Genomic DNA, 22,942 nt, shown 5'->3' on the forward strand with positions numbered 1-22,942 from the left:
GTGCGTAGATCAGCGAGAGGTGACGTGCTTCAGAATCCGCTACCGGGATAGTCGAACCAATAACGCCCCGACAACACTTGAGTGATCAATCCGGTGTCCAGCAACTTCGGCGCATCACGGTGGAAGCGTTCACGCCATGCCGGCAGCCACCAGTAGTTGATAGCTGTGCCGCGGGGTTGAAGAATCAGGATCATTACGTCGCGATCAATCCTGCCTTGGGTATAGAGCAGATGGCCGTTGTCCATGAATCCCATGTACTGTTTGATCGGCAACTGGAACATCAATGCTGTGGTGAAGATTTTTTCACTCTGACTGAACGCGGGGCTTTGCAGAAGCTGTAACGCTTCACAGACATGTGCTTGGGGTTGGCTGGCGATTTTCTGTCCTTCAGGTGTCGATAGCACATCGAATCGATCATCCAGTTCGCGCCAGTCGACACGATCATTGCGCTCGAAGTAGTCCCGTATGAACGCTGTCAGTGGTCCGGCTGTGGATGTGCCGGTGGTACAGATCGACAGGTCGGCGGGCGACCAAAGTCGCCACGCCATGATCAGCAGGAGTGGAATGGCGAGGAGTATCCAGAGCAGTCGTTTCATTGTGGTGTGCTGTATTTGTATCGTCGAAAAATGGTGAAGTCATGATCGCTATCAATGGCGTTGCCGGACGCCCGTCGGAAGCCGACATCGTTGACCTCGATTTTTTCCCAGCTGGCGGATATGCAGACACCTTGGGCAAGCACGAAGCCGACATGGCCGCTGGCGTCCGAATAGTTGACAGCATACGCACCTATGTCACCGGGCAGCGCGGAGCGTTGCACGCTCCAGCTTTTAAGTAATCGATTCTCGTCGGCCCACTCTCCGGCAAGTGGCGGACTGACTTTTGAGTACCCCCAAATGTACTTCGACTTGCCGTGTTCGATCAGCGCTACGTTGATTCCGACAGCTGTCAGCACGTCATAAACGAACAAGTTGCATTTGTTGGTATTGGCGGGGAATTCCACGCTCTTGCTTGATTCATCGGCGGTTCTATGAGGCAAGGATTTTTTGCTTGTGTTGCCTGCCCATGCTGTGGAGTTTCGGTGAGAAAGTGCCTCCAGCAAGATTTTTCGCGGCAGATCCTGAATGAAAACCCTCACCGTATTGGTCTTGTTCTGACGCTTCACCCCGTATTCCACTTCGTAAAACGTATCACCGGTGACGGCTCCGCTGTTTGACAAAGGCACCTTCACCCAAGGTGAAACGGCCACGATGGTCAGCAACTTGCCCTGATTCAGAGTGGCCTTGTGAATCGCTTTCGTTACTCCGCTGCCTCCGATGATCTGCAACGTGATCTCATAGCTATCGCGGCTCTTTATCGTCGATACCTTTTTTTCTTCATCGCGGATGACGGTTGTTTGTCCTTTATCCGATAAAAGAGTGTAGGTAGTTGGTGTGTCTTTTCTCTGGACGATATTGCCATCAACGAGTTGTTCGTTGATCAGCAATTGAAACTGCACGCCCTTGGGGGGCTGCATCAGAAAATCCTTGAAGGCAAGTTTGATTTTCGATTTCATGACGCGTCCTGTTTCAACGGTTCTTCATAGGAATAGAACGTCCATTCGGCATCTTCACCAATCAGGAGAGTGTCGTAGTCCTCAGGGTTCTCGACCTGGTGTTCGCAACCTTCACCTGTGGCAGTGCAGGTACTGTCCTGCAGAATGGCCGCCTTTTTCTTGTCCTTGAGTTTGTAGGCAAGTCCCGGTTTCCGGGTGTCGTCCAGGCGTTCGATGATGACTTGCAGATAACGATGCGAAGCCAGGGCGGCAACGGGTGGGCCCATATCGATGGGGGCCGGGCGGCCTATGCCGGCGAAACCGCTGTGTTGCTGGGTGAGCAGTTTGTTGGCCATGGGCGGGCAGCCGCAGGCGACGTAGTCACCCTCCAGTGCAGCCGGGCCGGCAGGCAGGATCAGCGTTCTTTCGCCAACGGCGACGATCGCTCCCTGGCCAGCACTGCACGCAGGGCAACTGGCAAGTTGTCCGATCGAGGCGATGATTTCGCCTTCTATACGCAGGTTTTCGTTTCCTTCGAGAATCACACCACCTGTAGAGGTAGGGCCTCCCTTCGACGCCAGTTTTCTTCCTGAAGACATGGGGTTCCTTCCCATGAAAAAAGAAGAAATGTAGCCGATAAGGTAAACGTCGCCAGCTCCTGACACTTGGCGTTACACAAGTCCCATGGGAGCATGCAGGTCAGAAATGTGCGGGAGAAAAGCTTATGTTGCGGATACGCGGAACCGTCGGCGAGTTGCCGGTGGATTTGACCCTGGAACTGGATGAAAGCGACTGGGCGCGGCTCGGTTCGCAGTTTGGCGTGCAGGTGCAAGCCGCCCAGCCGCAGACTGCAGCAACGGCGCCTGTGGCGAAACCGGTGAATCAGGATGACGCGTTGTGGCAGGTCGCCAGGGATTTGCTGCGCAAGGCCGGGCAGCTCAGCGGGCCGGATCTGCTGGATCAGCTCGAAGGACTGACCGGCAGCGCGGCGGCGGGCAAGCGATTGCTGGTTCGCCTGCGCCATTCATCCGATGTGAAGGTGGCGAGCGGCGGGGATACGCCGCTCTACAGCTGGATCGAGTAAGCGCTTAGTACAGCGCGGCAAACACCTTGCGCCGGTAAGCGGTCACCAGCGGGTGATCGTTCCCCAGCAGTTCGAACACTTGCAGCAAGGTCTTGTGCGGCAGACCTTCGTTGTAGCTGCGGTTGCGGATGAACAGCTTGAGCAGTGCGTCCAGCGCCGCTTCGTATTGCTGACGGGCCAGTTGCTGGATCGCCAGTTGATACACCGCTTCGTCGTCCTGCGGGTTTTGCGCCAGACGGCTTTTCAAGTCGGCGGCGTCCGGCAGGTCACGGGCCAGGCCGAGGAACTTGATCTGCGCCTTGGCACCAGCCAGCGCGGCTTTGTGTTCGTCGCTCTTGACCGCGTCGAGCACGGTTTGCGCTTCGCCCAGCTCACCGCGTTCGGTCAGGCAGCGAGCGTAGAGAATCAACGCCTTGGCGTTGGTATTGTCTTCGCCCAGCAGCGTGACCAATGTCGCTTCCGCGTCGGCGTAGCGGCCCTCGTCGAACAGTGCCTGAGCCTGTTCGAACGGATCGGCAGCCGACGGCGCCGGCATCTGCACATGCGGTTCGAGCAGGGCGCGCACGGCGGATTCCGGTTGCGCACCGGCAAAGCCGTCCACCGGTTGACCGTCCTTGAACAGCACCACGGTCGGCAGGCTACGGATGCCGAAGCGGGCGACGATGTCCTGCTCGATATCGCAATTGACCTTGGCCAGCAGCAACTCGCCCTGATAGCTTTCGGCGATGCCTTGCAGCATCGGCATCAGCGCCTTGCACGGCGCACACCATTCGGCCCAGAAATCCACTAGCACCGGTTTTTGAAAGGAAGCCTCGATCACCGACTGGTCGAAGTCGGCCGTCGTGGCGTCGAAGATGTACGGCGTTTGCTGACTCATGGGGTATCTCGTAAAAGCGTGAATGGGGCAACTATACGGTCAGGCGCGGGCCGCATGGTAGAGGCTGACATGGCGAAACTCTTCGGGCTCGGCCAGATCCGGCAGGGTCATGGCCTCGAGCATTTCGATGCGCCGGTACAGCGGATGACGGAAATCCCGGACCCGCGAATCCGCCACCAGCGCCTCGCGGCCACGGCTCAGGAAGGCGTCGAGCAGCGGCAGGTTTTCCCGGTCGTAGAGAACGTCGGCCACCAGGATCAGATCGAAGCGATCGGCCTCGGCGAAGAAGTCCGTGGAATAGCTCATTTGCACATCATTGAGTTCGGCATTCGCCCGACAGGCGGCAATCGCCAGCGGGTCAAGGTCGCAGGCCACCACTTCCAGCGCGCCAGCCTTCACCGCCGCGATGCCGGCGATCCCGGAACCGGCGCCGAAATCCAGCACCCGTTTGCCCCGGACCCACTCGGGAAACTCCGCCAGATAGCGCGCCACCGCCAGACCGCTGGCCCAGCAGAAACTCCAGTACGGCGGTTCATGCAGGATGCGTTGGGTTTCTTCCTGGCTGAATTCGCGGGCCATGTTGTCGCCATCGATCAGCCACAGCTGCAAATCGGTGTCCGGCAATGTGCAGGCTTTCAGTCGCGCGTCGCCGAGCAACTCGCCCAGCGACTGTTGCAGGTCTGACGGTGCATTCATGGGGCTTTGACAAATTGCAGCTGGCCCAGCGCCTGGGTGGTCGGCTGAGTGATGGTCTGCGACGGCAGGTGCAGGATCAACTGGCCGGACTGGCTGGCGCGGCCGCGCAATTCAACCCGCGCGCCAACCGGGAAGGATTCGGGGTTGAAGCGCAGGTGAAACGGCAGAATCTGGTTGTTGCCGATCAGGCTGGAACTGGCGAGCAATTGCTGCGGGCGATCCTTCTCATCGATCACCAGCAGCGCCAGCTCGACTTCGGCACCGGCCGGCACGCCTTGCAGGGTGCCGCTCAGTTCGCGCTGATACGCCGGCAGCGGGCCGAGGTCGGCGGCTTCCCGGGCTTTTTTCTGCGCCTGTTGCGGCGCCGGGCCCGGCGTGGGCGGCTGAGGCTTGGGCGCATCGCTACCACAGGCTACCAGCAGGCTGAAAACACTGAGCAAAACGAGCGGTCGTAGGGACATTGGCGGCTCCAGCAAAATGAAATCCATGGATCAATCGATCATGGCAGTCTGTATACCGCAAAGCCTATGGCTTGTCTTGCCACCGGGATGCGCTACCATGGCCCTCCCTTTTTTTGTTGCCAGCCACCATGCACTGTCCCTTCTGCGGTGCCAACGACACCAAGGTCATCGACTCGCGTCTGGTCGCCGAGGGCGAACAGGTGCGCCGCCGGCGTGAATGCCTGGCCTGCGGCGAACGTTTCACGACGTTCGAGACGGCCGAACTGGTGTTGCCGCGCCTGATCAAAACCGACGGCAGCCGCCAACCGTTCGACGAAGAAAAACTCCGCGCCGGCATGCAACGCGCCCTGGAGAAACGTCCGGTGAGCGTCGAGCGCCTCGAATCCTCGCTGGTCCATATCAAGCACAAGCTGCGCGCCACTGGCGAGCGTGAGGTCAAGTCCCTCGTGGTCGGCGAACTGGTGATGGCCGAGCTGCAAAAGCTCGATGAAGTCGCCTACATCCGTTTCGCTTCCGTGTACCGCCGCTTTCAGGACCTCAACGAGTTCCGCGAAGAGATCGACCGCCTCGCCCGTGAACCGGTGAAAGAATGACCACCGCCGCCGATCAGGCCATTCTCGACGCCCACTTCATGGCCCGGGCCCTGGAGCTGGCGCGCAAGGGGCACTACACGACTCATCCCAATCCCCGGGTCGGCTGCGTGATCGTGCGCGACGGGCAGATTGTCGGCGAAGGCTGGCATGAACGCGCCGGCGAATCCCACGCCGAAGTCCACGCCCTGCGCGCCGCCGGTGAACGGGCCCGAGGCGCCACGGCTTACGTGACCCTCGAACCTTGCAGCCACCACGGCCGCACACCGCCGTGCGCCGATGCGCTGGTGAATGCCGGTGTCGGCCGGGTGGTCGCGGCGATGCGTGATCCCAATCCACAAGTCGCCGGACGCGGTCTGCAACGCCTGGCCGATGCCGGCATCGCCAGCGAAAGCGGCGTGCTGGAAACTGAGGCGCGCAAGCTCAATCAAGGTTTTCTGAAGCGCATGGAACACGGCTTGCCGTTCGTGCGGGTCAAGTTGGCCATGAGCCTCGACGGCCGCACGGCGATGGAAAGCGGCGAGAGCCAATGGATCACCGGCCCTGCCGCGCGTTCGGCGGTGCAGCGGTTGCGCGCCCAGGCCAGCGTGGTGCTGACCGGCGCCGACACGGTGCTGGCCGATGGCGCACGCCTGACCGTTCGCGCCGAAGAGCTGGGACTGGATGCCGAACAAACCGCGCTGGCCCTGAGCCGTCCGCCGCTGCGGGTGCTGATCGACGGCCGTCTGCGGGTGCCGCTCGATGCGCCGTTCTTCAAGGCCGGCCCGGCGCTGGTCGCCACTTGCGTGGCCATCGAAGAACAGTACGCCCATGGCCCGGAATGCCTGATCGTGCCGGGCGATGACGGTCAGGTCGATCTGCATCAATTGTTGATCGAACTGGCCAACCGTGGCGTCAACGAAGTGCTGGTCGAGGCCGGTCCGCGACTGGCCGGCGCATTTGCCCAACTCGGTCTGGTCGACGAGTTCGTGATCTTCATTGCCGGCAAGTTCCTCGGCTCCACGGCGCGTCCGCTTCTGGACTGGCCGCTGGCCTGTATGAAGGATGCGCCCGAGCTGAAAATCACTGAAATTCGCGCGGTTGGCGATGACTGGCGAGTCACTGCCATCCCTGTCCCGTCGGCGAGCGTATAATTCCCGGCCATCGCGTTAGCGCTGGCTTCGTTCTCAAGGAGAACCCCATGTTTACCGGCATCATCGAATCCATCGGCAGTATCCGCGCACTGACCCCAAAGGGCGGTGATGTGCGGGTGCATGTCGAAACCGGCAAGCTCGACCTGAGCGACGTCAAACTCGGCGACAGCATCGCGGTCAACGGCGTGTGCCTGACTGCGGTTGAACTGCCGGGCAACGGCTTCGCCGCCGACGTCAGTCGCGAAACCCTCGACTGCACCGCCATGAATGACCTGAAAAGCGGCAGCCCGGTCAACCTGGAAAAAGCCCTGACCCCGACCACCCGTCTCGGCGGGCATCTGGTCAGCGGTCACGTCGACGGTGTCGGCGAAGTGGTTTCGCGCAGCGACAATGCCCGCGCCGTGGAATTTCGCATCCGCGCACCGAAAGAGCTGGCCAAGTACATCGCCCACAAGGGCTCGATCACCGTTGACGGCACCAGCCTGACCGTGAACGCGGTCGATGGCGCCGAATTCCTGCTGACGATCATCCCGCACACCTTGAGCGAAACCATCATGGCGTCCTACAAGCCAGGTCGCCGGGTGAACCTGGAAGTCGACCTGCTGGCGCGTTATCTGGAGCGTCTGCTTTTGGGCGACAAGGCTGCCGAGCCATCGTCCGGTGGCATCACTGAAAGCTTTCTGGCCGCCAACGGCTACCTCAAATCCTGACTGAAGGGGGTGCCTTGTGGCGCTCAATAGCATCGAAGAACTGGTTGAAGACATCCGCCAAGGCAAGATGGTCATCCTTATGGATGACGAAGACCGCGAGAACGAAGGCGACCTGATCATGGCCGCCGAATGCTGCAAGGCCGAGCACATCAACTTCATGGCCAAGTACGCCCGTGGCCTGATCTGCATGCCGATGAGCCGCGAGCGTTGCGAAACCCTGAAGCTGCCGCTGATGGCGCCACGCAACGGTTCCGGTTTCGGCACCAAGTTCACCGTCTCGATCGAAGCCGCCGAAGGCGTGACCACCGGCATCTCCGCCGCTGACCGCGCACGTACCGTGCAAGCGGCTGCTGCAAAAGACGCGAAAGCCGAAGACATCGTCAGCCCGGGCCACATTTTCCCGCTGATGGCCCAGGCTGGTGGCACCCTGGCCCGCGCCGGTCACACCGAAGCCGCCTGCGACCTGGCGCGCATGGCCGGTTTCGAGCCAAGCGGCGTGATCTGCGAAGTGATGAACGACGACGGCACCATGTCCCGTCGCGCCGAACTGGAAGCGTTCGCCGCCGAACACAACATCAAGATCGGCACCATCGCCGACCTGATTCACTACCGGATGATCCACGAACGTACCGTTCAGCGGATTGCCGAGCAGCCGCTGGACAGCGAACTGGGCCAATTCAACCTGGTGACCTATCGTGATTCCGTGGAAGGCGACGTGCACATGGCACTGACCCTGGGCACCGTTTGCGCCGAAGAGCCGACACTGGTTCGCGTGCACAACATGGACCCGCTGCGCGACCTGCTGATGGTCAAGCAACCGGGTCGCTGGAGCCTGCGCGCCGCCATGGCTGCGGTTGCCGAGGCCGGCAGCGGTGTGGTGCTGTTGCTCGGTCACCCGCTCGATGGCGACGTGTTGCTGGCGCACATCCGCGAAACCGGTGATCAGGCCGCACCGAAAAAGCCGACCACCTACAGCATTGTCGGTGCCGGCTCGCAGATCCTGCGTGACCTCGGCGTGCGCAAAATGCGTTTGATGAGCGCGCCGATGAAGTTCAATGCGATATCCGGTTTCGATCTGGAAGTTGTAGAATACGTGCCCTCCGAATAATGACCGGTTGTTTCCGGCCCTGTATTCGCGGCAAATAAATCACTGAGGGACGCGAAACAGACGCGTCCCGGCTCTTTAAGAGATCTGACGAATGACCCTGAAGACCATCGAAGGTACCTTCATCGCCCCTAAAGGCCGCTACGCTTTGGTAGTGGGCCGCTTCAACAGCTTCGTGGTTGAAAGCCTGGTCAGCGGTGCAGTTGATGCCCTGGTTCGCCACGGCGTGACCGAAAGCGACATCACCATCATCCGCGCACCTGGCGCCTTCGAAATCCCGCTGGTTGCGCAGAAAGTCGCCCAGAAAGGCGAGTTCGCAGCAATCATCGCCCTGGGCGCGGTCATCCGTGGCGGCACTCCGCACTTCGAATACGTGGCTGGCGAGTGCACCAAGGGCCTGGCCCAGGTGTCCATGGAGTTCGGCGTACCGGTCGCTTTCGGCGTCCTGACCGTTGATTCCATCGAGCAAGCCATCGAACGTTCCGGCACCAAGGCCGGCAACAAAGGTGCTGAAGCTGCCCTGTCCGCTCTGGAAATGGTCAGCCTGCTGGCGCAGTTGGAGGCCAAGTGATTAGCGACGAAAGCGATCGTTTCAACCCGCGCGATCCGAAACCTGCGGATGCCGGCAAGCCATCTAAAAGCGCCAAGCGCCGCGAAGCCCGTCAGCTCGCGACTCAGGCCCTGTATCAATGGCACATGGCCAAGGCTTCGCTGAACGAGATCGAAGCGCAGTTCCGGGTCGATAACGATTTCACCGATGTCGATGGCGCGTACTTCCGCGAAATCCTCCACGGGGTTCCGCAGTTCAAGACCGAAATCGACACCGCGCTCACGCCTTGCCTGGATCTGGCGATCGAAGAGCTGGATCCGGTTGAACTGGCGGTTCTGCGCCTGTCCACCTGGGAACTGCTCAAGCGCGTCGACGTGCCGTACCGCGTTGTGATCAACGAAGGTATCGAACTGGCCAAGGTGTTCGGTTCGACCGACGGCCACAAGTTCGTCAACGGCGTGCTCGACAAGCTGGCTCCGCGCCTGCGTGAAGCTGAAGTGAAGGCGTTCAAGCGCTGATCCGCGCTTGAATACTTTTTCTCGGCCATGGGCGAGTTTGAGCTGATCCGCAATTTCTTCGCCGCCGCGCCTTGTGCGCAGGGCGGTGAAGGCGTTGCACTGGGGATCGGCGATGACTGCGCCTTGCTGGCGGTTCCTTCCGGGGAACAGCTGGCGGTTTCCACCGATACGCTGGTGGCCGGCGTACATTTCGCCGATCCCTGCGATCCGTTTCTGCTCGGTCAGCGCTCGCTGGCCGTGGCGGTCAGCGACCTCGCTGCCATGGGTGCCACGCCCGTCGCCTTTACCCTTGCCCTGACTCTGCCGACGGTGACTGCCGATTGGCTGCAAGCCTATGCCCGCGGTTTGAACCGCATGGCGCAGGGCTGCGGCGTGGCACTGGTCGGCGGCGATACGACCCGCGGGCCGTTGAGCCTGACCGTCACCGTGTTCGGGCGCGTCCCGGCCGATAAAGCGTTGACCCGCAGCGGCGCGCAGCCGGGCGATCTGCTGTGTGTCGGCGGTGAGCTGGGCAATGCCGCCGGGGCCTTGCCGCTGGTGCTGGGGCAGCGAGACGCCGAACCACACATCGCCCGGCCGCTGCTCGATCATTACTGGGCGCCGCAACCGCAACTCGCTCTCGGCCAGGCGCTGCGTGGCAAGGCCACTTCGGCGCTGGACATCTCCGATGGCCTGCTCGCCGACTGTGGCCACATCGCCCTGGCGTCGAAGGTTCGCCTTGAAATCGAGCGTGAGCGTGTCCCACTGTCGGATGCGCTGGTGGCGTTTCTCGGCCAGCGCGGCGCCGAGCGTGCGGCGTTGAGCGGCGGCGATGATTACGTGCTGGCCTTCACCTTGTCGTCCGTCGAGTTGCCGGCATTGCTCGCCGATGGCTGGTCGATCCATGTGATCGGCCGCGTGACGCAAGGGCAGGGCGTAGTGCTGCTGGATCGCGACGGGCACGACATCACCCCGCAAATCCGGGGTTATCAACATTTTCAGGAGTCACCGTGACAGATCACCCGAAACAGGTTCCGGCCGAATTCGTTCCGCCGTCGGTCTGGCGCAACCCCTGGCATTTTCTGGCGTTCGGTTTCGGTTCGGGCACCTTGCCCAAGGCGCCGGGCACTTGGGGCTCGTTAGTTGCACTACCCTTTATTCCGTTGTGGCAGATGCTGCCGGACTGGGGGTACTGGCTGATGCTCGGGATCACCATGCTGTTCGGCTTCTGGCTGTGCGGCAAAGTGGCCGACGATCTGCGGGTGCACGACCACGAAGGCATCGTCTGGGACGAAATGGTCGGGATGTGGATCACCCTGTGGCTGGTGCCGGAAGGCTGGTACTGGTTGCTGGCCGGGTTCCTCGTGTTCCGCTTCTTCGACATTCTCAAGCCGTGGCCGATCCGCTGGATCGACCGGCATGTTCACGGCGGCGTCGGCATCATGCTCGACGACGTGCTGGCCGGCGTGTTCGCGTGGCTGGCGATGCAGGGACTGGTGTGGGTTTTCGCCTGATTTCCAGGCGTGGATGAGGGGCGCAGGGATGACTCGACGCTGGTTGGCGATAGTGGTTTTGACCTTGCTTGGCGCCGTGGCCCAGGCACAGGACGCACCGCCGTCGGTCATTCACCTGGCCAGTGAAGATTGGGAAGACTACACCGCCGCCGATGGTCATGGCCTGGGCTGGGACGTGTTGCGCAAAGTCTTCGAACCGGCCGGCGTGACCCTGGATATTCGCACCGTGCCCTACACCCGCTCGGTGGGTCTGGTGCAACTGAAGGAAGCTGACGCACTGGTCGGCTCCTATCGCGGTGAAGCCGAGCAGGTGCTGTATCCGAAATGGAATTTCGATTCCGACCACATCTACGCGCTGGGTCTTGCCAGCAACCCATCGCCGACCCAGGCGACGCTGGGCAAGTATCGATTGGCCTGGGTGCGCGGCTATCGCTACGAAACCTACCTGCCGAACGTCAAACGCTTCAACCAGATCGAACGCCGCACCGGGATCCTGTCAATGCTCAAGCAGGGGCGTGCGGATTACTACATCGATGCGCTGACGGAAATCGAAGCGGTGCTGCGAAACGCCGCCGATCCTTCGCAGTACCGTTATTCACATCTGGCGGAATTGCCGCTGTACCTCGGCTTCGCCGACACCCCGCAAGGCCGGGCGCTGATGTCTATCTACGACCAACGCATGGAACAACTGGTGAAGAGCGGTGAGTTGAAGCCGATCTTCGAGCGCTGGAAGCAGCCGTATCCGTTCGAGTAGGGGCGACGGGCCTGTCATCAAACTTTTTGATAGTTATCCCCGATAATTCAGCCTAAGCGCCTGCGGGTACCTGCTGTTACAATGCCGCCCAGCGAATCTCGGACTTTTCAGATCAGGAGCACACCGGTGCCTGTCGTTTTTGTCGCCGCTTCCAAGCTGCCAACGCCTTTTGCGCAATTCACCATGCACGGTTTTCTCGATGAAGCCACCGGCCGCGAGCACGTTGTGCTGAGCCTGGGTGAGATTGCCGACGGTGCCCCGGTACTCGGCCGTCTGCACTCCGAATGCCTGACCGGCGATGCCTTGTTCAGCCAGCGTTGCGACTGCGGTTCGCAACTCGAAGGCGCCCTCAAGGCCATCGCTCGTGAAGGCCGTGGCGTGTTGCTGTACCTGCGTCAGGAAGGGCGCGGCATCGGTCTTTTGAACAAGATCCGTGCCTACGAATTGCAGGACGGCGGCGCCGACACCGTTGAAGCCAACGAGCGTCTGGGCTTTGCCGCCGACCAGCGTGACTACGCCATGTGCCTGCCGATGCTCGAGCATCTGGGCGTCAAATCCCTGCGTCTTATGACCAACAACCCGCGCAAGGTCAAAGCCTTGACCGACATGGGCATCGTCGTCGCCGAGCGCGTGCCGCTGCACACCGGCCACAACCCGCACAACAAACTCTATCTGGCGACCAAGGCCAGCAAGCTCGACCACATGATGGGCAACGAGCATCAGGGCGAGGTAGACCGGGCGTGACCCGCGGGCAAGTGCGGCGCCGTCTGTCGATCGCCTGGTGGAAATACCTGGCGCTGGCGCTGGTGCCGCTGTTCGTGATCAACGCTGTGTTCGGCCAGGGTGAGGCGATTCTGCCGGTCTTGGCGATGCCCTTTTTTATCGCTGGCGTGGCTTCGATGTTTGTCAGCCTGAAATTTTTCGGGCGCTACAAGCACGCGCTGATCGCCACGCAAAAAGCCCTCGATACCCCTGAAGAACCCGCTGCCTGGATCGCCCTGGCGGCCTGCCTTCGCAGTGCATTCGTGGTCGCGGCGCTGCCGGCATGGATTGGCGCGCTGGCAGTGTTCGTCGGTCTTGAAGCGGTGCCGCTCATGTTGCTGGCGCTGTCCACGGCGGTGCTGTTCTACCTCTACCGTATCCCGCGTCAACTCGCCTGATGCGGCGTCTCTGGCTGGCGGTTCTGCTGCTGGCCGTCAGCGGTGAAACGCTGGCCGCTCTACGGGTGGTCAGCCTTGCGCCATCTCTGTCTGAAATCGTTGTCGAACTGGATTCGGCCGATCTGCTGGTCGGTGTGCTGGATGGCGGTGAGCGGCCATCCGCGATCAAGGATGTGCCTTCGGTGGGCCGTTACGGCCAGCTCGACATGGAACGGCTGCTCAGCCTCAAACCTGACTTGTTGCTGCTATGGCCCGGCAGTGTCGGCCCGGCTCAGCGCGATCAGCTCAAGCGCTTGAACATCCCGACTTTCGTTGCCGAGCCCCACAGTCTCGAACAACTGACCGCGCAGATTGAAGCCATCGCGATACAGCTCGGTCGTCCTGAGCGTGGGGTCGAATGGGCTGCGGCGCTGCGGCGCAACCTTGATGAACTGCGCCAACGCTACCGCCGGGAAGCGCCGCTGCGGGTGTTCTATCAGGTCTGGGACGCGCCGCTGTACACCGTCGGCGGCGGGCAGATCATCAGCGATGCGCTTGAAGTGTGCGGCGCGCGCAATGTGTTTGCCGATTTGAGCCTGCCAGCGCCGCAGGTGAGCATCGAAGCGGTTTTACAGCGTGACCCCGAAGTGATTCTGGCCGGCGATCAGCCGCAACTCGATGCGTGGAACGCCTGGCCGCAGGTCACAGCGGTGAAGCATCGGCAATTACTGCTGGTCACCGACAAAGGTCTGGAGCGCCCGAGCGGGCAGATGATCGAGGCGACCGCCAAACTCTGCCACCTGATCGCGCCAGATCGTTAGAGCTGCGGCGTCCAAGTTACCCCGAACATGAACGCCCGACCTTCCTCGCGATAGTCATACTGACTGCCGTCATGGCTGTACAGCGCCCGGTTGTATCCCTTGTCCAGCAGGTTATCGACCTTGAAATCCAGCTTGATCTCGCGGTTCAGCGCCCAGCTGCTGCGCAGTCCGAGCAGTGCATAACCGCCAAGCGGCTGCTGATTGTTCAGGTCGTCATAGCTGCTGCTCACGGCCTGCCAACTGGCGCCGAGGCCAAGGCGATCGAACTGTCGATCCAGATCCCAGCTCAATGTCCGCCGTGCACGCCGCGCCAATGTGTGGCCGGTGTCGCGGTCGCGGGGATCGATGATCGCCACGCCGAGGTTGCTCTGCCAGCCCAGCAGTTCCTGTTTCAGGGTCGCTTCGAAGCCGTTGATCCGTGCCGAAGCGACGTTTTCCGGGCGTGAGTTGCTGCCGAAGATGATCGCGTCTTCCAGATTGGTCCGGTACAGCGAGGCTTCGAGGCGAGTGCTGTCGCTCAACTGGCTGCGCCATTGCAGCTCGTAGCTTTTCGAGGTTTCCGGTTTCAGGTCGGGGTTGCTGAAGTCCGGGTAATACAGATCGTTGAAGGTCGGCGCACGGAAGCCTTCGCTGTAGCTGAGCAGCAGATCGTTGTCCGGATTGACCGGCAACGTCAGCGTGCCGCTCCAGCTGTTCTGGCCGCCGAACTGCTGGTTGTCGTCGCGACGCAGGCCCAGTTCGGTGGAGAAGCTGTCGGCCTGGAAGCGATGCTGGATGAAGGCTGCGCGGTTCCAGCGGCTGTCCTCATCAAATGCGGTGCTGCTGTTGATGCGGTCTTCGTACCAGTCGCCGCCAAGGATCAGGCTGTTGCGTGCATCCAGCGTCAGATCGTTCTGCCAGGTCACCGAGTCGCGGTAGGTGTTGAACACCGAGCGGTCGTCGCTGAGCTTGTCGAAGGACTTCTCGCGGTTTTCGCTGTGGCCAAGCTCCAGGCGCGACTTCCAGCGCTCGTTGATCCGCGCATCGATGTAGCTGCTGAAACTGCTGACGGTGAAATCGCTGTAGGGCTGTTGCTGGACCGAATCGAAGGTGATCGGGTCAAAGCGGCCAAACGGGTTGTCGAACTCGCTTTTGCCACGGTTATCCAGCAGGTTGGCGCCAACTTCGATGTCGTCGGTCAGCGCATGGCTGAGGCTCAGGCTGATGGACTTATTGCGATAGGCGTCGTGATCGCCGTCGCTGGGATACGACTCGTGGGTGCGGTCGAGGCCGGCGGTTTCATCAAGGCTGGCGCCGAGGTTGAAACGGGTTTTCTCATCACCTCCGGACAGACCGACACTGCGTTCCCAAGTCTGATTGCTGCCGAAACCCACATGCATACGCGGCTGCAAGCCTTGTTCGCCGCCGCGCCGGGTGAAGATCTGGATCACCCCGCCAATCGCATCGCTGCCATAAATCACCGAACGCGAACCGCGCAGCACTTCGACGCGCTCGATCTGTTCAATGTTGAGGTGTTGCAAGTTGCTGTCGCCGGAGGTGGAATTGCCGATGCGCTGGCCGTCGACCAGCACCAGGCTTTGCGCCGATTGCGTGCCGCGAATGTAAATTCCCGGCAGGCTGCCGCGTCCGCCGGTTTGCGCCACTTGCACGCCCGGCACCCGTTGCAGCAGATCGGTGACGCTACGCGGTTGCAGGCGTTCGATGTCTTCGCGGGTGAACACGGTGTTGGCGGCACTGCTGTCGTTGCGCGCTTCGACCTGGCGGTTGGCGCTGATCAGCATGTCCGGCAGCTTCAGGGCCTGATCGCGTTCGAAGGTGTCAGCGAGGGCGTTGGCGGTTGGCAGCAGCAGGAAGGGCAGGGCGAGGCGCGAGAGGTTCATCGGTATTCCGTTGGTATTTCTGGTGTGCACTAGATTTCCAGCGACACAAAACACTGTGGGAGCGGGCTTGCCCGCGATGGCGTCGGTACATCCAACATCAATGTTGACTGTGCCGACCTCATCGCGGGCAAGCCCGCTCCCACAGGGATGGTGATTACTTGTTGAGCAGCTCCAGGCGCTCCCGCACCGCCGCTTCGATCCCCACTTCATCCAGTCCGCACTCGGCCAGCATTTGCGCCGGCTTGGCGTGCTCGACGTAAACGTCCGGCAAGCCCAGATGCAGCACCGACTTGAGGATGTTCTCGCGGGCGAGGAACTCGCTGACCGCGCCACCGGCACCGCCCATGATCGCGTTCTCTTCGATGGTCACCAGCAGGTCGTGGCTGTTGGCGATCTCGCGCACCAGCGCTTCGTCCATCGGCTTGACGAAACGCATGTCGACTACGGTCGCATCCAGCGTTTCGGCGACTTTCAGGGCTTCAGCCATTTGCACGCCGAACACCAGCAGGGCGACCTTGCTACCCTGACGACGCACCACACCCTTGCCGATCTCGATCGGTTCGAGGTCTTTCTCGATGGTTGCGTTCGGGCCGGTACCGCGCGGGTAACGCACCGCCGCCGGGCCGTTATACAGGTGGCCGGTGGTGAGCATCTTGCGCAGTTCGTTTTCATCGCTCGGGGTCATGATGACCATGCCCGGGATGCAGCGCAGGAACGACAGGTCGAAGCTGCCGGCGTGGGTCGGGCCGTCTTCGCCCACCAGACCGGCGCGGTCGATGGCGAACAGCACGTCGAGGTTCTGCACCGCGACGTCATGCACCAACTGGTCGTAACCGCGTTGCAGGAATGTCGAGTAGATCGCCACCACCGGTTTCGCGCCTTCGCAGGCCATGCCGGCGGCGAGGGTCACGGCGTGTTGCTCGGCAATTGCCACGTCGAAGTAGCGCAGCGGGAAACGCTCGCTGAACGCCACCAGGTCCGAGCCTTCCTTCATCGCCGGGGTAATGCCCACCAGGCGCGGGTCGGCAGCGGCCATGTCGCACAGCCACTCACCGAACACGCCGGAATACTTCGGCCCGCCGGCCTTTTTCGGCGCAGCGGCCGGGGCGTCCAGCGGTTCGAGTTTGGTAATGGCGTGGTAACCGATCGGGTCGACTTCCGCCGGGGCGAAGCCTTTGCCTTTCTTGGTGACGATGTGCAGGAACTGCGGGCCTTTCAGATCGCGCATGTTGCGCAGGGTGGCGATCAGGGTCGGCAGGTCGTGGCCATCGATCGGGCCGATGTAGTTCCAGCCCAGTTCTTCGAACAGGGTGCCGGGGACCAGCATGCCTTTGGCGTATTCTTCGGTACGACGGGCGATTTCCCAGGCGCCGGGCAGGCGCGATAGCACTTTCTTGCTGCCTTCACGCATGCTTGCGTAGGTGCGGCTGGAAAGGATCTTCGCCAGATAGTTCGACAGCCCGCCGACATTGCGCGAGATCGACATGTCGTTGTCGTTGAGGATCACCAGCATGTTGGCGTCGACTTCAGGCGCGTGGTTCAGCGCCTCGAACGCCATGCCGGCGGTCAGCGCGCCGTCGCCGATCACCGCAATCGCCTTGCGATCGCTGTTCTGCAGGCGGGCGGCGATGGCCATGCCCAGCGCGGCACTGATCGAGGTGCTGGAGTGGCCGACGCCGAAGGTGTCGTACTCGCTCTCGGAGCGGCGCGGGAAGGCAGCGATGCCGTCCTTCTGGCGCAGGGTTTCCATGCGCTCGCGACGACCGGTGAGGATCTTGTGCGGATAGGCCTGATGACCGACGTCCCACACCAACCGGTCGTCCGGGGTGTCGAAGACGTAATGCAACGCGATGGTCAGCTCGATGACGCCCAGGCCGGCACCGAAGTGCCCACCGGTCTGGCCGACCGTGTAGAGCAATTCCAGGCGCAACTCATCAGCCAGGGTTTCCAGCTCGGCTTCGCCTAACCGGCGCAGGCCGTCCGGCGTGTTAGCGCGGTCGAGCAGGGGCGTGGTCGGGCGCTTGCGGGGAATCTCATGAAACGTCGTGGGCATCAGGCGAATCGTTATAGGTATAAAAGATGCGGCAGTTTACCTGATGCATCGCCCCCTGCCCACGCGTTGGTCTTTTTTGGCTGATTAGCCGTCAGTTACGCCGATCGACGATATACCGGGCCAGATCGCGCAACGGCTCGGCAGCCGCGTCAAACGGTCGCAGCGCATGCAGGGCCTGATCGCGCAGTTCCAGCGCATAGGCCTTGGCGGCGTCGAGGCCGAGCAGGGCCGGGTAGGTCGGCTTGTCACGGGCAATGTCGGCGCCCTGGCGTTTGCCGAGGGTTTCGGTATCGCTTTCGACGTCGAGAATGTCGTCCTGGACCTGGAATGCCAGGCCGATGGCCTGTGCATAAGTCTGCAGGGACTTGAGTTCATCCTTCTCGGCACGGCCGCTGGCCAAGGCGCCGATCTTGACGCTGACTTCGATCAGCGCGCCGGTCTTGTGCCGATGCATCTGTTCCAGCGCTTTCTGGTCGAGCTTGAGGCCGACCGAACCGAGGTCGATGGCCTGACCGCCGACCATGCCCGCCGGGCCCGCCGCGTGCGCCAGCGCCGTGACCTGTTGCAGGCGGATGTCCGCGCTCAGATCGCTCAGACGCGGATCGAGCAGGGCGCTGAACGCCAGACTCTGCAAGCCGTCACCGGCGAGGATTGCGCAGGCTTCGTCGAATTTCTTGTGCGTGGTTGGCTGGCCGCGACGCAGATCGTCGTCGTCCATCGCCGGCAAATCGTCGTGCACCAGCGAATACGCGTGGATCAGCTCAACCGCACACGCCGCGCCGTTGGCCTGTTCGGCCTTGCCGCCAAGGGCTTCGCATGCGGCGTAGGCCAGCAGCGGACGCACGCGTTTGCCGCCGTTCATCACGCTGTAGCGCATGGCTTCATAAAGGCGCGCCAGTTCTGGCAGCGGGGCGTTGAACAGGGTTTCCAGTGCCGCATTGACGCGGGCCTGGCTGGTGGCCGAATACGCTGCAATCATTCTGGCTGATCCGCGTCGAAGGGTTCCTCGGCGAGTTCGCCATCGCGCTCCAGCAACACCTGGACCTTCTGCTCGGCCTGGGCCAGCGCCGCCTGGCAGTCACGGGTCAGGCCGATGCCCTGCTCAAAAGCGGTCAACGAGTCTTCCAGCGACAATTCACCGTTCTCCAGACGCTCCACCAGCGTTTGCAGGTCGGCGAGGGACTGTTCGAAATCCAGTGCAGCTTTTTTGCGGGCCATGGCGGCTAATTCCGGTTGACGTTAAACCGGCGCGACACTAGCAGATAGGGGGGGTATGGGCAAATGAGCGGGGCGGGTCAAAGCCTTGAAATGGCGAAGGCGCTAGCTGATTAACCTGAGCAAAATATGACGGAAAGGGGCTTGTTTCAGAAAGTCTCTCGCCAATTGCGGGTGTTCTTTGAGCAAGCTGACGAACGCTTTTATCCACTTTTCCCGTTCTCGAATGAGTGCTGCACTATGGAGCCCAAGCATATCTCGCGTTTGACGAACCAAATGCCTATTTCTCCTGTTGAGATCGGGCATGGGTTCCAGTGAACCATCTGACGATAAAGAGAACTGCTCATTGCAACCGGGAGCAGGCTCAATCGGGAGAAGCCGATCTCCTTTTCGCTGGCCACATCCGTCTGACCGGATACACCCGTGTGCATAGTTGGTGTAAGAGAAGGTCAAGTGAGGGTGGCCATCACTACCGCGCTTGGGCTTGATGTGGTCAATTTGACCTGTGTCGGGTTGCAGCGGCATTTCACAGTAAACGCAAAGTCCACCTTGATCATTATGGAGGCTCGCCTTCACGATTTTTTTCACCGGGCGGAAAGCCTCTCCATCAAAATCATCTGGTCCCGCGCCGGGATAAGTTTCGTTGAAATCCAGCAGTGCTTTTGGGGGAGCGGGGTTGTGAGTCAACTCAATCATTACGCGTCTTCCTGACCTGCGCCGCGAGGAACGTCCAGAGCGTCATGTCAGCCTCGGAGATTTCGTAACCAGCGTTATCCAGTTCCTGTTTCAACTGGGTAGCTTTTGGGCTGTTACCGGCACCATCCCGGAACAATTGTTCGTACGCGTGGGCAGTTTCAACGATCGCCATCGGAGGGCGGGTGTTGACATTCATGACGCCCGCCAACGCATCTCCGGATTCCTGTGCCAAGGGACTCATAGCCGGTTGTTCTGAAACCCAGCCTTGCTCGTCCTTGTGAATGACACGGATCTGCTCACGATTCGCCGTCGTCAAGACCTGAGGACTATGTGTGCTAACGATGAACTGAATTTTCGGGAACGCTTTGCGAAGTGCTGCCAGGACCTGTTGTTGCCAGGCAGGATGTAGATGCAAATCGACCTCGTCGATCAGAACAATACCTTCTGTGAGCAATGGGGCTTGATCCTCAAACTGACCATTCAGGCGCGCGCAGCGAAATGCCATGTCGGCAGTCAATGAAATCATCGCTCGAACGCCATCACTCAGCAGGCTGATTGGCAGAAGCCCATGATCAGGATGAGACATTGCGAGATCTTCATAGCCAAGGCTGTAGTGAAAGTTACTCCAGCCTTCATTCTCCAGAACCAGATTTACTGCATTTTGAATGCCGGTGATTCTTGGCTTCAGATCCGATTGCTCGTAACCCGGCAACTCTTGTTGTTGAAGCAAGGCCATTGTCGCCTTCCGCATCCATTGCTGCATTTGCACAAAATTTGATGCAGAAGACAGGCAGTCTTCATACCCCATGGTTCTACTGGCACTAACCACCGCTTTTCGTGAGCTGTTGTTGTGTGTGATCCAAAGGCGTCCAGCTGGGTAATAGCTGATTAGCGGCAAAGCAGTTGCAGCCTTGGTTCGTGCTAACTCTTGAAGGTTTTTGCCCCAGTTGGCCAGTGAGGTGGCTTCTTTTGTAGTCGTACGGCTTTTGGGGCCATGCAGTGCTCGTTGCCATTGGATGGCGGGATCATCGAGGACAGCATCAATGATGACTGGAAATCTCTGTTCGTTTTCGAAGCTGTTGCCGAGACGAACGTAACGAGCATCGGTTCGCTCAATGTGCTTGGATTTGCCCATATCGAATGCGCCGACAAATGGCCCCAGCGCGGTGGCAATGGCTTCAAGTATTGTGGTTTTACCCTGCCCGTTACGTGCGGCAATGACCGTCAGCTCAGGATGGAAGTCGATTTCAATGTCTTCAAATCGACGGAAATCCTTTAGTTTCAGTTTGCGCAGCTTCACAGGAGTACCTCTATTTTTCCCGTCCTTGCCGACGGATTTTCTGGCCGTAGTTGACCATGAGATGACATTGAGCTCCAGTCGAAATCTTGAATTGAAACTGGATAATGCTTGGCAGCGCACTCAGTCTGGAGAGTTGATTTGGTAGCGACTGCTCCGCCCTCCTGCGGCTGTCCGTTTCAAACATTTTTTCTTGACCAATTCAGCCAAATGCCTGGTTGCTGTGGCCTTGGACAGTTTTGTTTCCGACTGATACTGCGCTGCGCTGATACCGTGCTCGAAACCGCGCTCACCACCGTCGAGCAGACGATTGAGCACTTTGATCTGCTCCGCCGACAGTCCGGATTCCCGGTGCGCCTGCCAGAAGCGTGATTTTCCCAACACACTTTCAATCCGCGCGATGGCCTGCTGCAGACTGCGCAGCAGGGTTTGCAGGAACCATGCGAGCCAGTCGGTAATGTCCAGCGTGGCTTTCTGGCTGGATTCGAGAATCCGGTAATAGCCCGCTCGATCATCGAGGATGCTGGCGGACATCGCATAAAAACGAATGGCCTGCGCTTCGCCCTGAGCCAGTGCCAGGTCGGTAAGGGTGCGAGTCAGGCGCCCGTTGCCGTCGTCGAATGGGTGCAAGGTGACGAACCAGAAGTGTGCGATACCGGCTCGCAGTAAAGGATCGAGGCCTGCCTGATGCTGACTGGCGTCGAACCATTTGAGAAAACAGTCGAGTTGTCGCTCAAGCCCTTGTCGCGGTGGCGCCTCGAAGTGCACGGTCGGGCGGTCGATTCGCCCGGAAACCACCTGCATCGGCTCATCGCCGCGTAATGCGCCTACATTGATTGCTCGCGAAAGGAAACCACTCTCCTGTTCTGGAAACAGCCATGAATGCCATTCCAGCAATCGTTCCAGCGTCAGCGGTTCGGCAAAACGTTGCGTGGCATCGAGCATCAGTTGCGCCAGCCCCTCGCTGCGCTTGCTGACGTTGTCGCCATCCGGTGATTCCAGCCCCAGACGTCGTGCCAATGAAGAACGCACGGATCCGACATTCAACTGCTCACCCTCGATGGCCGAGGAAGTCACGATGTTTTGCAGCAAAGCGTCCAGCTCTGTCTGCGCGCTCAGTGAATGGCTCACCGATCCCGCCATGCCCATCAATTGACCTTGTGCCTGAACACACTCGCGCAACAACGGTGCCAGGCATTCCGCCTGCCAGTTGAAGTCGGGCCAATCAGGCTGCTGCCAGATCCAGTGAGTCGCCATTAATTGCTGATCCTGAGTGCGTGAGCCGATTGGAAACGCTATTCGGCTCATTTCGTGAGCCGAATATGACGCCTATTCGGCTCATCGTCCACTGGTTGCCGTGATTCTCACCGCAAAACCAGATGTATCCGATTGTTAAAAAACTGCCGAATCGCTAACCTTCGCGCCTTCTACGACCCGACAGTCACGGGTCTTTCAGACGAAACGCAGTTTTCACCGCTGTGAAGTACCGAGGATCGGGTGCAAGGTTTCGTTCAGGCATGGCAGGAGGCATCACATGCGTTCACTTCTTTTGCTGCTGATCGGGTTGGTCTGCGCGCCCGCGCTGCTGGCGGCGCCGAGTGCGGAGCTGTCGGAGCCGGTGGGCGGCTGGCGCTATCACGGGCTGCTCGATCGCACGGAAAACCCGCAAGTCGCCTATCCCACGCCGCCCATCGATCGCGGCATCCAGCGCAATCGCACGATGATCGAAGGCCAGCTCAAGGCCATCGGGCATCTGCGTCCGCCCCACAGCCTGGCGGTGAATGGCAATCCCCTCAATCTGTACACCGACGACCAGGGCCGTTTCGCCCGGCCGTATGCGTTCGGTGCCGGCTCCAACAGCGTCGAAGTGATCAGCGCCGATGGCCAGTCGCTCAAGCGCGTTCAATTCTACGAAGCCAACAACCTGCGCACGCCGGCGCGGATCCGCGTGGTGCTCGGTTGGGACGACCCTAAAGCCGAACTCGACCTGCACGTCATTACGCCTGACGGCCAGCACGCCTTCTGGGCGCGGCCGGCGATGAGCAACGGCGGCGGCCTCGATCCGGACGGTGTCGACGGCCCCGGCCCGGAAATGTTCACCATGACCGCGCCGCTGCACGGCACCTATCTGGTTTACGTCAACTATTGGGGCAACTTCGGTAACGGCGGCTATAACTTCGAGGAGACCAGCAACCAGAACGAGGTCATCACCTCGCAGATCACGCTGGTGCTCAACGAAAACACCGTCGACGAAAAACGCGAAACGTTCATCGTGCCCCTGCGGGCCATCGGTGATCTGCTGCTGGTCAAGACTTTCAACTATTAAGCATCCCGCCACG

Annotated in this window: 27 protein-coding genes; 14 read left to right on the forward strand and 13 right to left on the reverse strand. The window is 60.6% G+C overall.

Translation table 11 applies throughout. The features are described from left to right. Positions 1–29: 29 nt before the first annotated feature. From CAF77_RS17230 to CAF77_RS29535, 3 genes are read right to left on the reverse strand one after another with little or no spacing between them, the layout of a single operon-like run. Positions 30–596, reverse strand: coding sequence for a hypothetical protein (locus tag CAF77_RS17230; protein WP_064382222.1), 567 nt, complete (start codon positions 594–596; stop codon positions 30–32). Then, complete coding sequence (locus tag CAF77_RS17235; RefSeq protein WP_064382221.1) at positions 593–1,552, reverse strand: hypothetical protein; 960 nt, start codon at positions 1,550–1,552, stop codon at positions 593–595. The genes CAF77_RS17230 and CAF77_RS17235 overlap by 4 nt, the downstream gene beginning before the upstream one ends. After that, positions 1,549–2,130, reverse strand: a complete 582-nt coding sequence (locus CAF77_RS29535; protein ID WP_223290664.1) for a PAAR domain-containing protein — start codon at positions 2,128–2,130, stop codon at positions 1,549–1,551. The genes CAF77_RS17235 and CAF77_RS29535 overlap by 4 nt, the downstream gene beginning before the upstream one ends. 125 nt (positions 2,131–2,255) lie before the next feature. Here CAF77_RS29535 and CAF77_RS17250 point away from each other — a divergent pair, with 125 nt between their 5' ends. Then, a complete protein-coding gene (locus CAF77_RS17250; protein ID WP_064382220.1) occupies positions 2,256–2,615 on the forward strand; it encodes a hypothetical protein in 360 nt (119 codons plus the stop codon). A gap of 4 nt (positions 2,616–2,619) precedes the next feature. Here the strand turns inward: CAF77_RS17250 and trxA are convergent, their stop codons facing one another. The 3 genes from trxA to CAF77_RS17265 are packed head-to-tail and all read right to left on the reverse strand — an operon-like array spanning position 2,620 to position 4,649. Continuing rightward, positions 2,620–3,492 (reverse strand): thioredoxin, encoded by an 873-nt coding sequence (gene trxA, locus CAF77_RS17255; RefSeq protein ID WP_064382219.1) that lies wholly within the window; start codon positions 3,490–3,492, stop codon positions 2,620–2,622. A gap of 39 nt (positions 3,493–3,531) precedes the next feature. Further along, positions 3,532–4,188 (reverse strand): methyltransferase, encoded by a 657-nt coding sequence (locus CAF77_RS17260; RefSeq protein WP_064382218.1) that lies wholly within the window; start codon positions 4,186–4,188, stop codon positions 3,532–3,534. Continuing rightward, positions 4,185–4,649, reverse strand: a complete 465-nt coding sequence (locus CAF77_RS17265) for a YbaY family lipoprotein (protein WP_011336139.1) — start codon at positions 4,647–4,649, stop codon at positions 4,185–4,187. Before CAF77_RS17265 ends, CAF77_RS17260 begins: the two co-directional genes overlap by 4 nt. Before the next feature lie 128 nt (positions 4,650–4,777). Here CAF77_RS17265 and nrdR point away from each other — a divergent pair, with 128 nt between their 5' ends. The 12 genes from nrdR (at position 4,778) to CAF77_RS17325 (ending at position 13,462) form a co-directional block, all read left to right on the forward strand. After that, positions 4,778–5,242, forward strand: coding sequence for a transcriptional regulator NrdR (gene nrdR / locus CAF77_RS17270; RefSeq protein ID WP_003228656.1), 465 nt, complete (start codon positions 4,778–4,780; stop codon positions 5,240–5,242). Next, a complete protein-coding gene (ribD, locus tag CAF77_RS17275) occupies positions 5,239–6,372 on the forward strand; it encodes a bifunctional diaminohydroxyphosphoribosylaminopyrimidine deaminase/5-amino-6-(5-phosphoribosylamino)uracil reductase RibD (protein WP_064382217.1) in 1,134 nt (377 codons plus the stop codon). The genes nrdR and ribD overlap by 4 nt, the downstream gene beginning before the upstream one ends. A gap of 47 nt (positions 6,373–6,419) precedes the next feature. Beyond that, a complete protein-coding gene (locus tag CAF77_RS17280) occupies positions 6,420–7,082 on the forward strand; it encodes a riboflavin synthase (protein WP_011336137.1) in 663 nt (220 codons plus the stop codon). A gap of 16 nt (positions 7,083–7,098) precedes the next feature. Next, positions 7,099–8,190, forward strand: coding sequence for a bifunctional 3,4-dihydroxy-2-butanone-4-phosphate synthase/GTP cyclohydrolase II (gene ribBA / locus CAF77_RS17285; protein WP_039771922.1), 1,092 nt, complete (start codon positions 7,099–7,101; stop codon positions 8,188–8,190). Between the two features lie 91 nt (positions 8,191–8,281). Beyond that, positions 8,282–8,758, forward strand: coding sequence for a 6,7-dimethyl-8-ribityllumazine synthase (gene ribE / locus CAF77_RS17290; RefSeq protein WP_085654914.1), 477 nt, complete (start codon positions 8,282–8,284; stop codon positions 8,756–8,758). Beyond that, entirely contained in the window at positions 8,755–9,255 is a 501-nt protein-coding gene (nusB, locus tag CAF77_RS17295; protein WP_064382216.1) for a transcription antitermination factor NusB, read from the forward strand. The genes ribE and nusB overlap by 4 nt, the downstream gene beginning before the upstream one ends. Positions 9,256–9,282: 27 nt before the next feature. After that, on the forward strand, positions 9,283–10,248 hold the full coding sequence (gene thiL / locus CAF77_RS17300) for a thiamine-phosphate kinase (protein ID WP_064382215.1): 966 nt from the start codon (positions 9,283–9,285) through the stop codon (positions 10,246–10,248). After that, positions 10,245–10,748 (forward strand): phosphatidylglycerophosphatase A, encoded by a 504-nt coding sequence (locus CAF77_RS17305; RefSeq protein WP_011336134.1) that lies wholly within the window; start codon positions 10,245–10,247, stop codon positions 10,746–10,748. The genes thiL and CAF77_RS17305 overlap by 4 nt, the downstream gene beginning before the upstream one ends. Before the next feature lie 28 nt (positions 10,749–10,776). Continuing rightward, positions 10,777–11,502, forward strand: a complete 726-nt coding sequence (locus CAF77_RS17310; RefSeq protein ID WP_064382214.1) for an ABC transporter substrate-binding protein — start codon at positions 10,777–10,779, stop codon at positions 11,500–11,502. A gap of 126 nt (positions 11,503–11,628) precedes the next feature. Beyond that, positions 11,629–12,246 carry a GTP cyclohydrolase II gene (gene ribA / locus CAF77_RS17315; RefSeq protein WP_007955551.1) on the forward strand — a complete coding sequence of 206 codons (618 nt, stop codon included), beginning with the start codon at positions 11,629–11,631 and terminating at the stop codon, positions 12,244–12,246. Beyond that, a complete protein-coding gene (locus CAF77_RS17320) occupies positions 12,243–12,662 on the forward strand; it encodes a hypothetical protein (protein ID WP_064382213.1) in 420 nt (139 codons plus the stop codon). Before ribA ends, CAF77_RS17320 begins: the two co-directional genes overlap by 4 nt. Continuing rightward, positions 12,662–13,462, forward strand: coding sequence for a cobalamin-binding protein (locus CAF77_RS17325; RefSeq protein ID WP_064382212.1), 801 nt, complete (start codon positions 12,662–12,664; stop codon positions 13,460–13,462). The genes CAF77_RS17320 and CAF77_RS17325 overlap by 1 nt, the downstream gene beginning before the upstream one ends. Here CAF77_RS17325 and CAF77_RS17330 read toward each other — a convergent pair. From CAF77_RS17330 to CAF77_RS17360, 7 genes are all read right to left on the reverse strand, one after another. After that, a complete protein-coding gene (locus tag CAF77_RS17330) occupies positions 13,459–15,342 on the reverse strand; it encodes a TonB-dependent receptor domain-containing protein (protein WP_064382211.1) in 1,884 nt (627 codons plus the stop codon). The genes CAF77_RS17325 and CAF77_RS17330 overlap by 4 nt on opposite strands. A 154-nt stretch (positions 15,343–15,496) precedes the next feature. Further along, positions 15,497–17,395, reverse strand: coding sequence for a 1-deoxy-D-xylulose-5-phosphate synthase (dxs, locus tag CAF77_RS17335; RefSeq protein ID WP_064382210.1), 1,899 nt, complete (start codon positions 17,393–17,395; stop codon positions 15,497–15,499). Between the two features lie 91 nt (positions 17,396–17,486). Continuing rightward, the gene (ispA, locus tag CAF77_RS17340; protein ID WP_064382209.1) at positions 17,487–18,374 is read right to left on the reverse strand and encodes a (2E,6E)-farnesyl diphosphate synthase; all 888 of its coding nucleotides are present in this window, start codon (positions 18,372–18,374) and stop codon (positions 17,487–17,489) included. After that, positions 18,371–18,613, reverse strand: a complete 243-nt coding sequence (locus CAF77_RS17345; protein ID WP_007894317.1) for an exodeoxyribonuclease VII small subunit — start codon at positions 18,611–18,613, stop codon at positions 18,371–18,373. Before CAF77_RS17345 ends, ispA begins: the two co-directional genes overlap by 4 nt. 102 nt (positions 18,614–18,715) lie before the next feature. Next, on the reverse strand, positions 18,716–19,306 hold the full coding sequence (locus CAF77_RS17350) for a retron system putative HNH endonuclease (protein ID WP_084777013.1): 591 nt from the start codon (positions 19,304–19,306) through the stop codon (positions 18,716–18,718). Then, positions 19,299–20,606, reverse strand: coding sequence for an AAA family ATPase (locus CAF77_RS17355; RefSeq protein WP_064382206.1), 1,308 nt, complete (start codon positions 20,604–20,606; stop codon positions 19,299–19,301). Before CAF77_RS17355 ends, CAF77_RS17350 begins: the two co-directional genes overlap by 8 nt. Before the next feature lie 120 nt (positions 20,607–20,726). Next, positions 20,727–21,860, reverse strand: a complete 1,134-nt coding sequence (locus CAF77_RS17360) for a Fic family protein (protein WP_085654916.1) — start codon at positions 21,858–21,860, stop codon at positions 20,727–20,729. 277 nt (positions 21,861–22,137) lie between these two features. Here CAF77_RS17360 and CAF77_RS17365 point away from each other — a divergent pair, with 277 nt between their 5' ends. Beyond that, complete coding sequence (locus CAF77_RS17365) at positions 22,138–22,929, forward strand: YfaP family protein (protein ID WP_085654918.1); 792 nt, start codon at positions 22,138–22,140, stop codon at positions 22,927–22,929. Positions 22,930–22,942: the final 13 nt, after the last annotated feature.

Source organism: Pseudomonas sp. R15(2017) (assembly GCF_002112685.1).
GTDB lineage: Bacteria > Pseudomonadota > Gammaproteobacteria > Pseudomonadales > Pseudomonadaceae > Aquipseudomonas > Aquipseudomonas glycinae.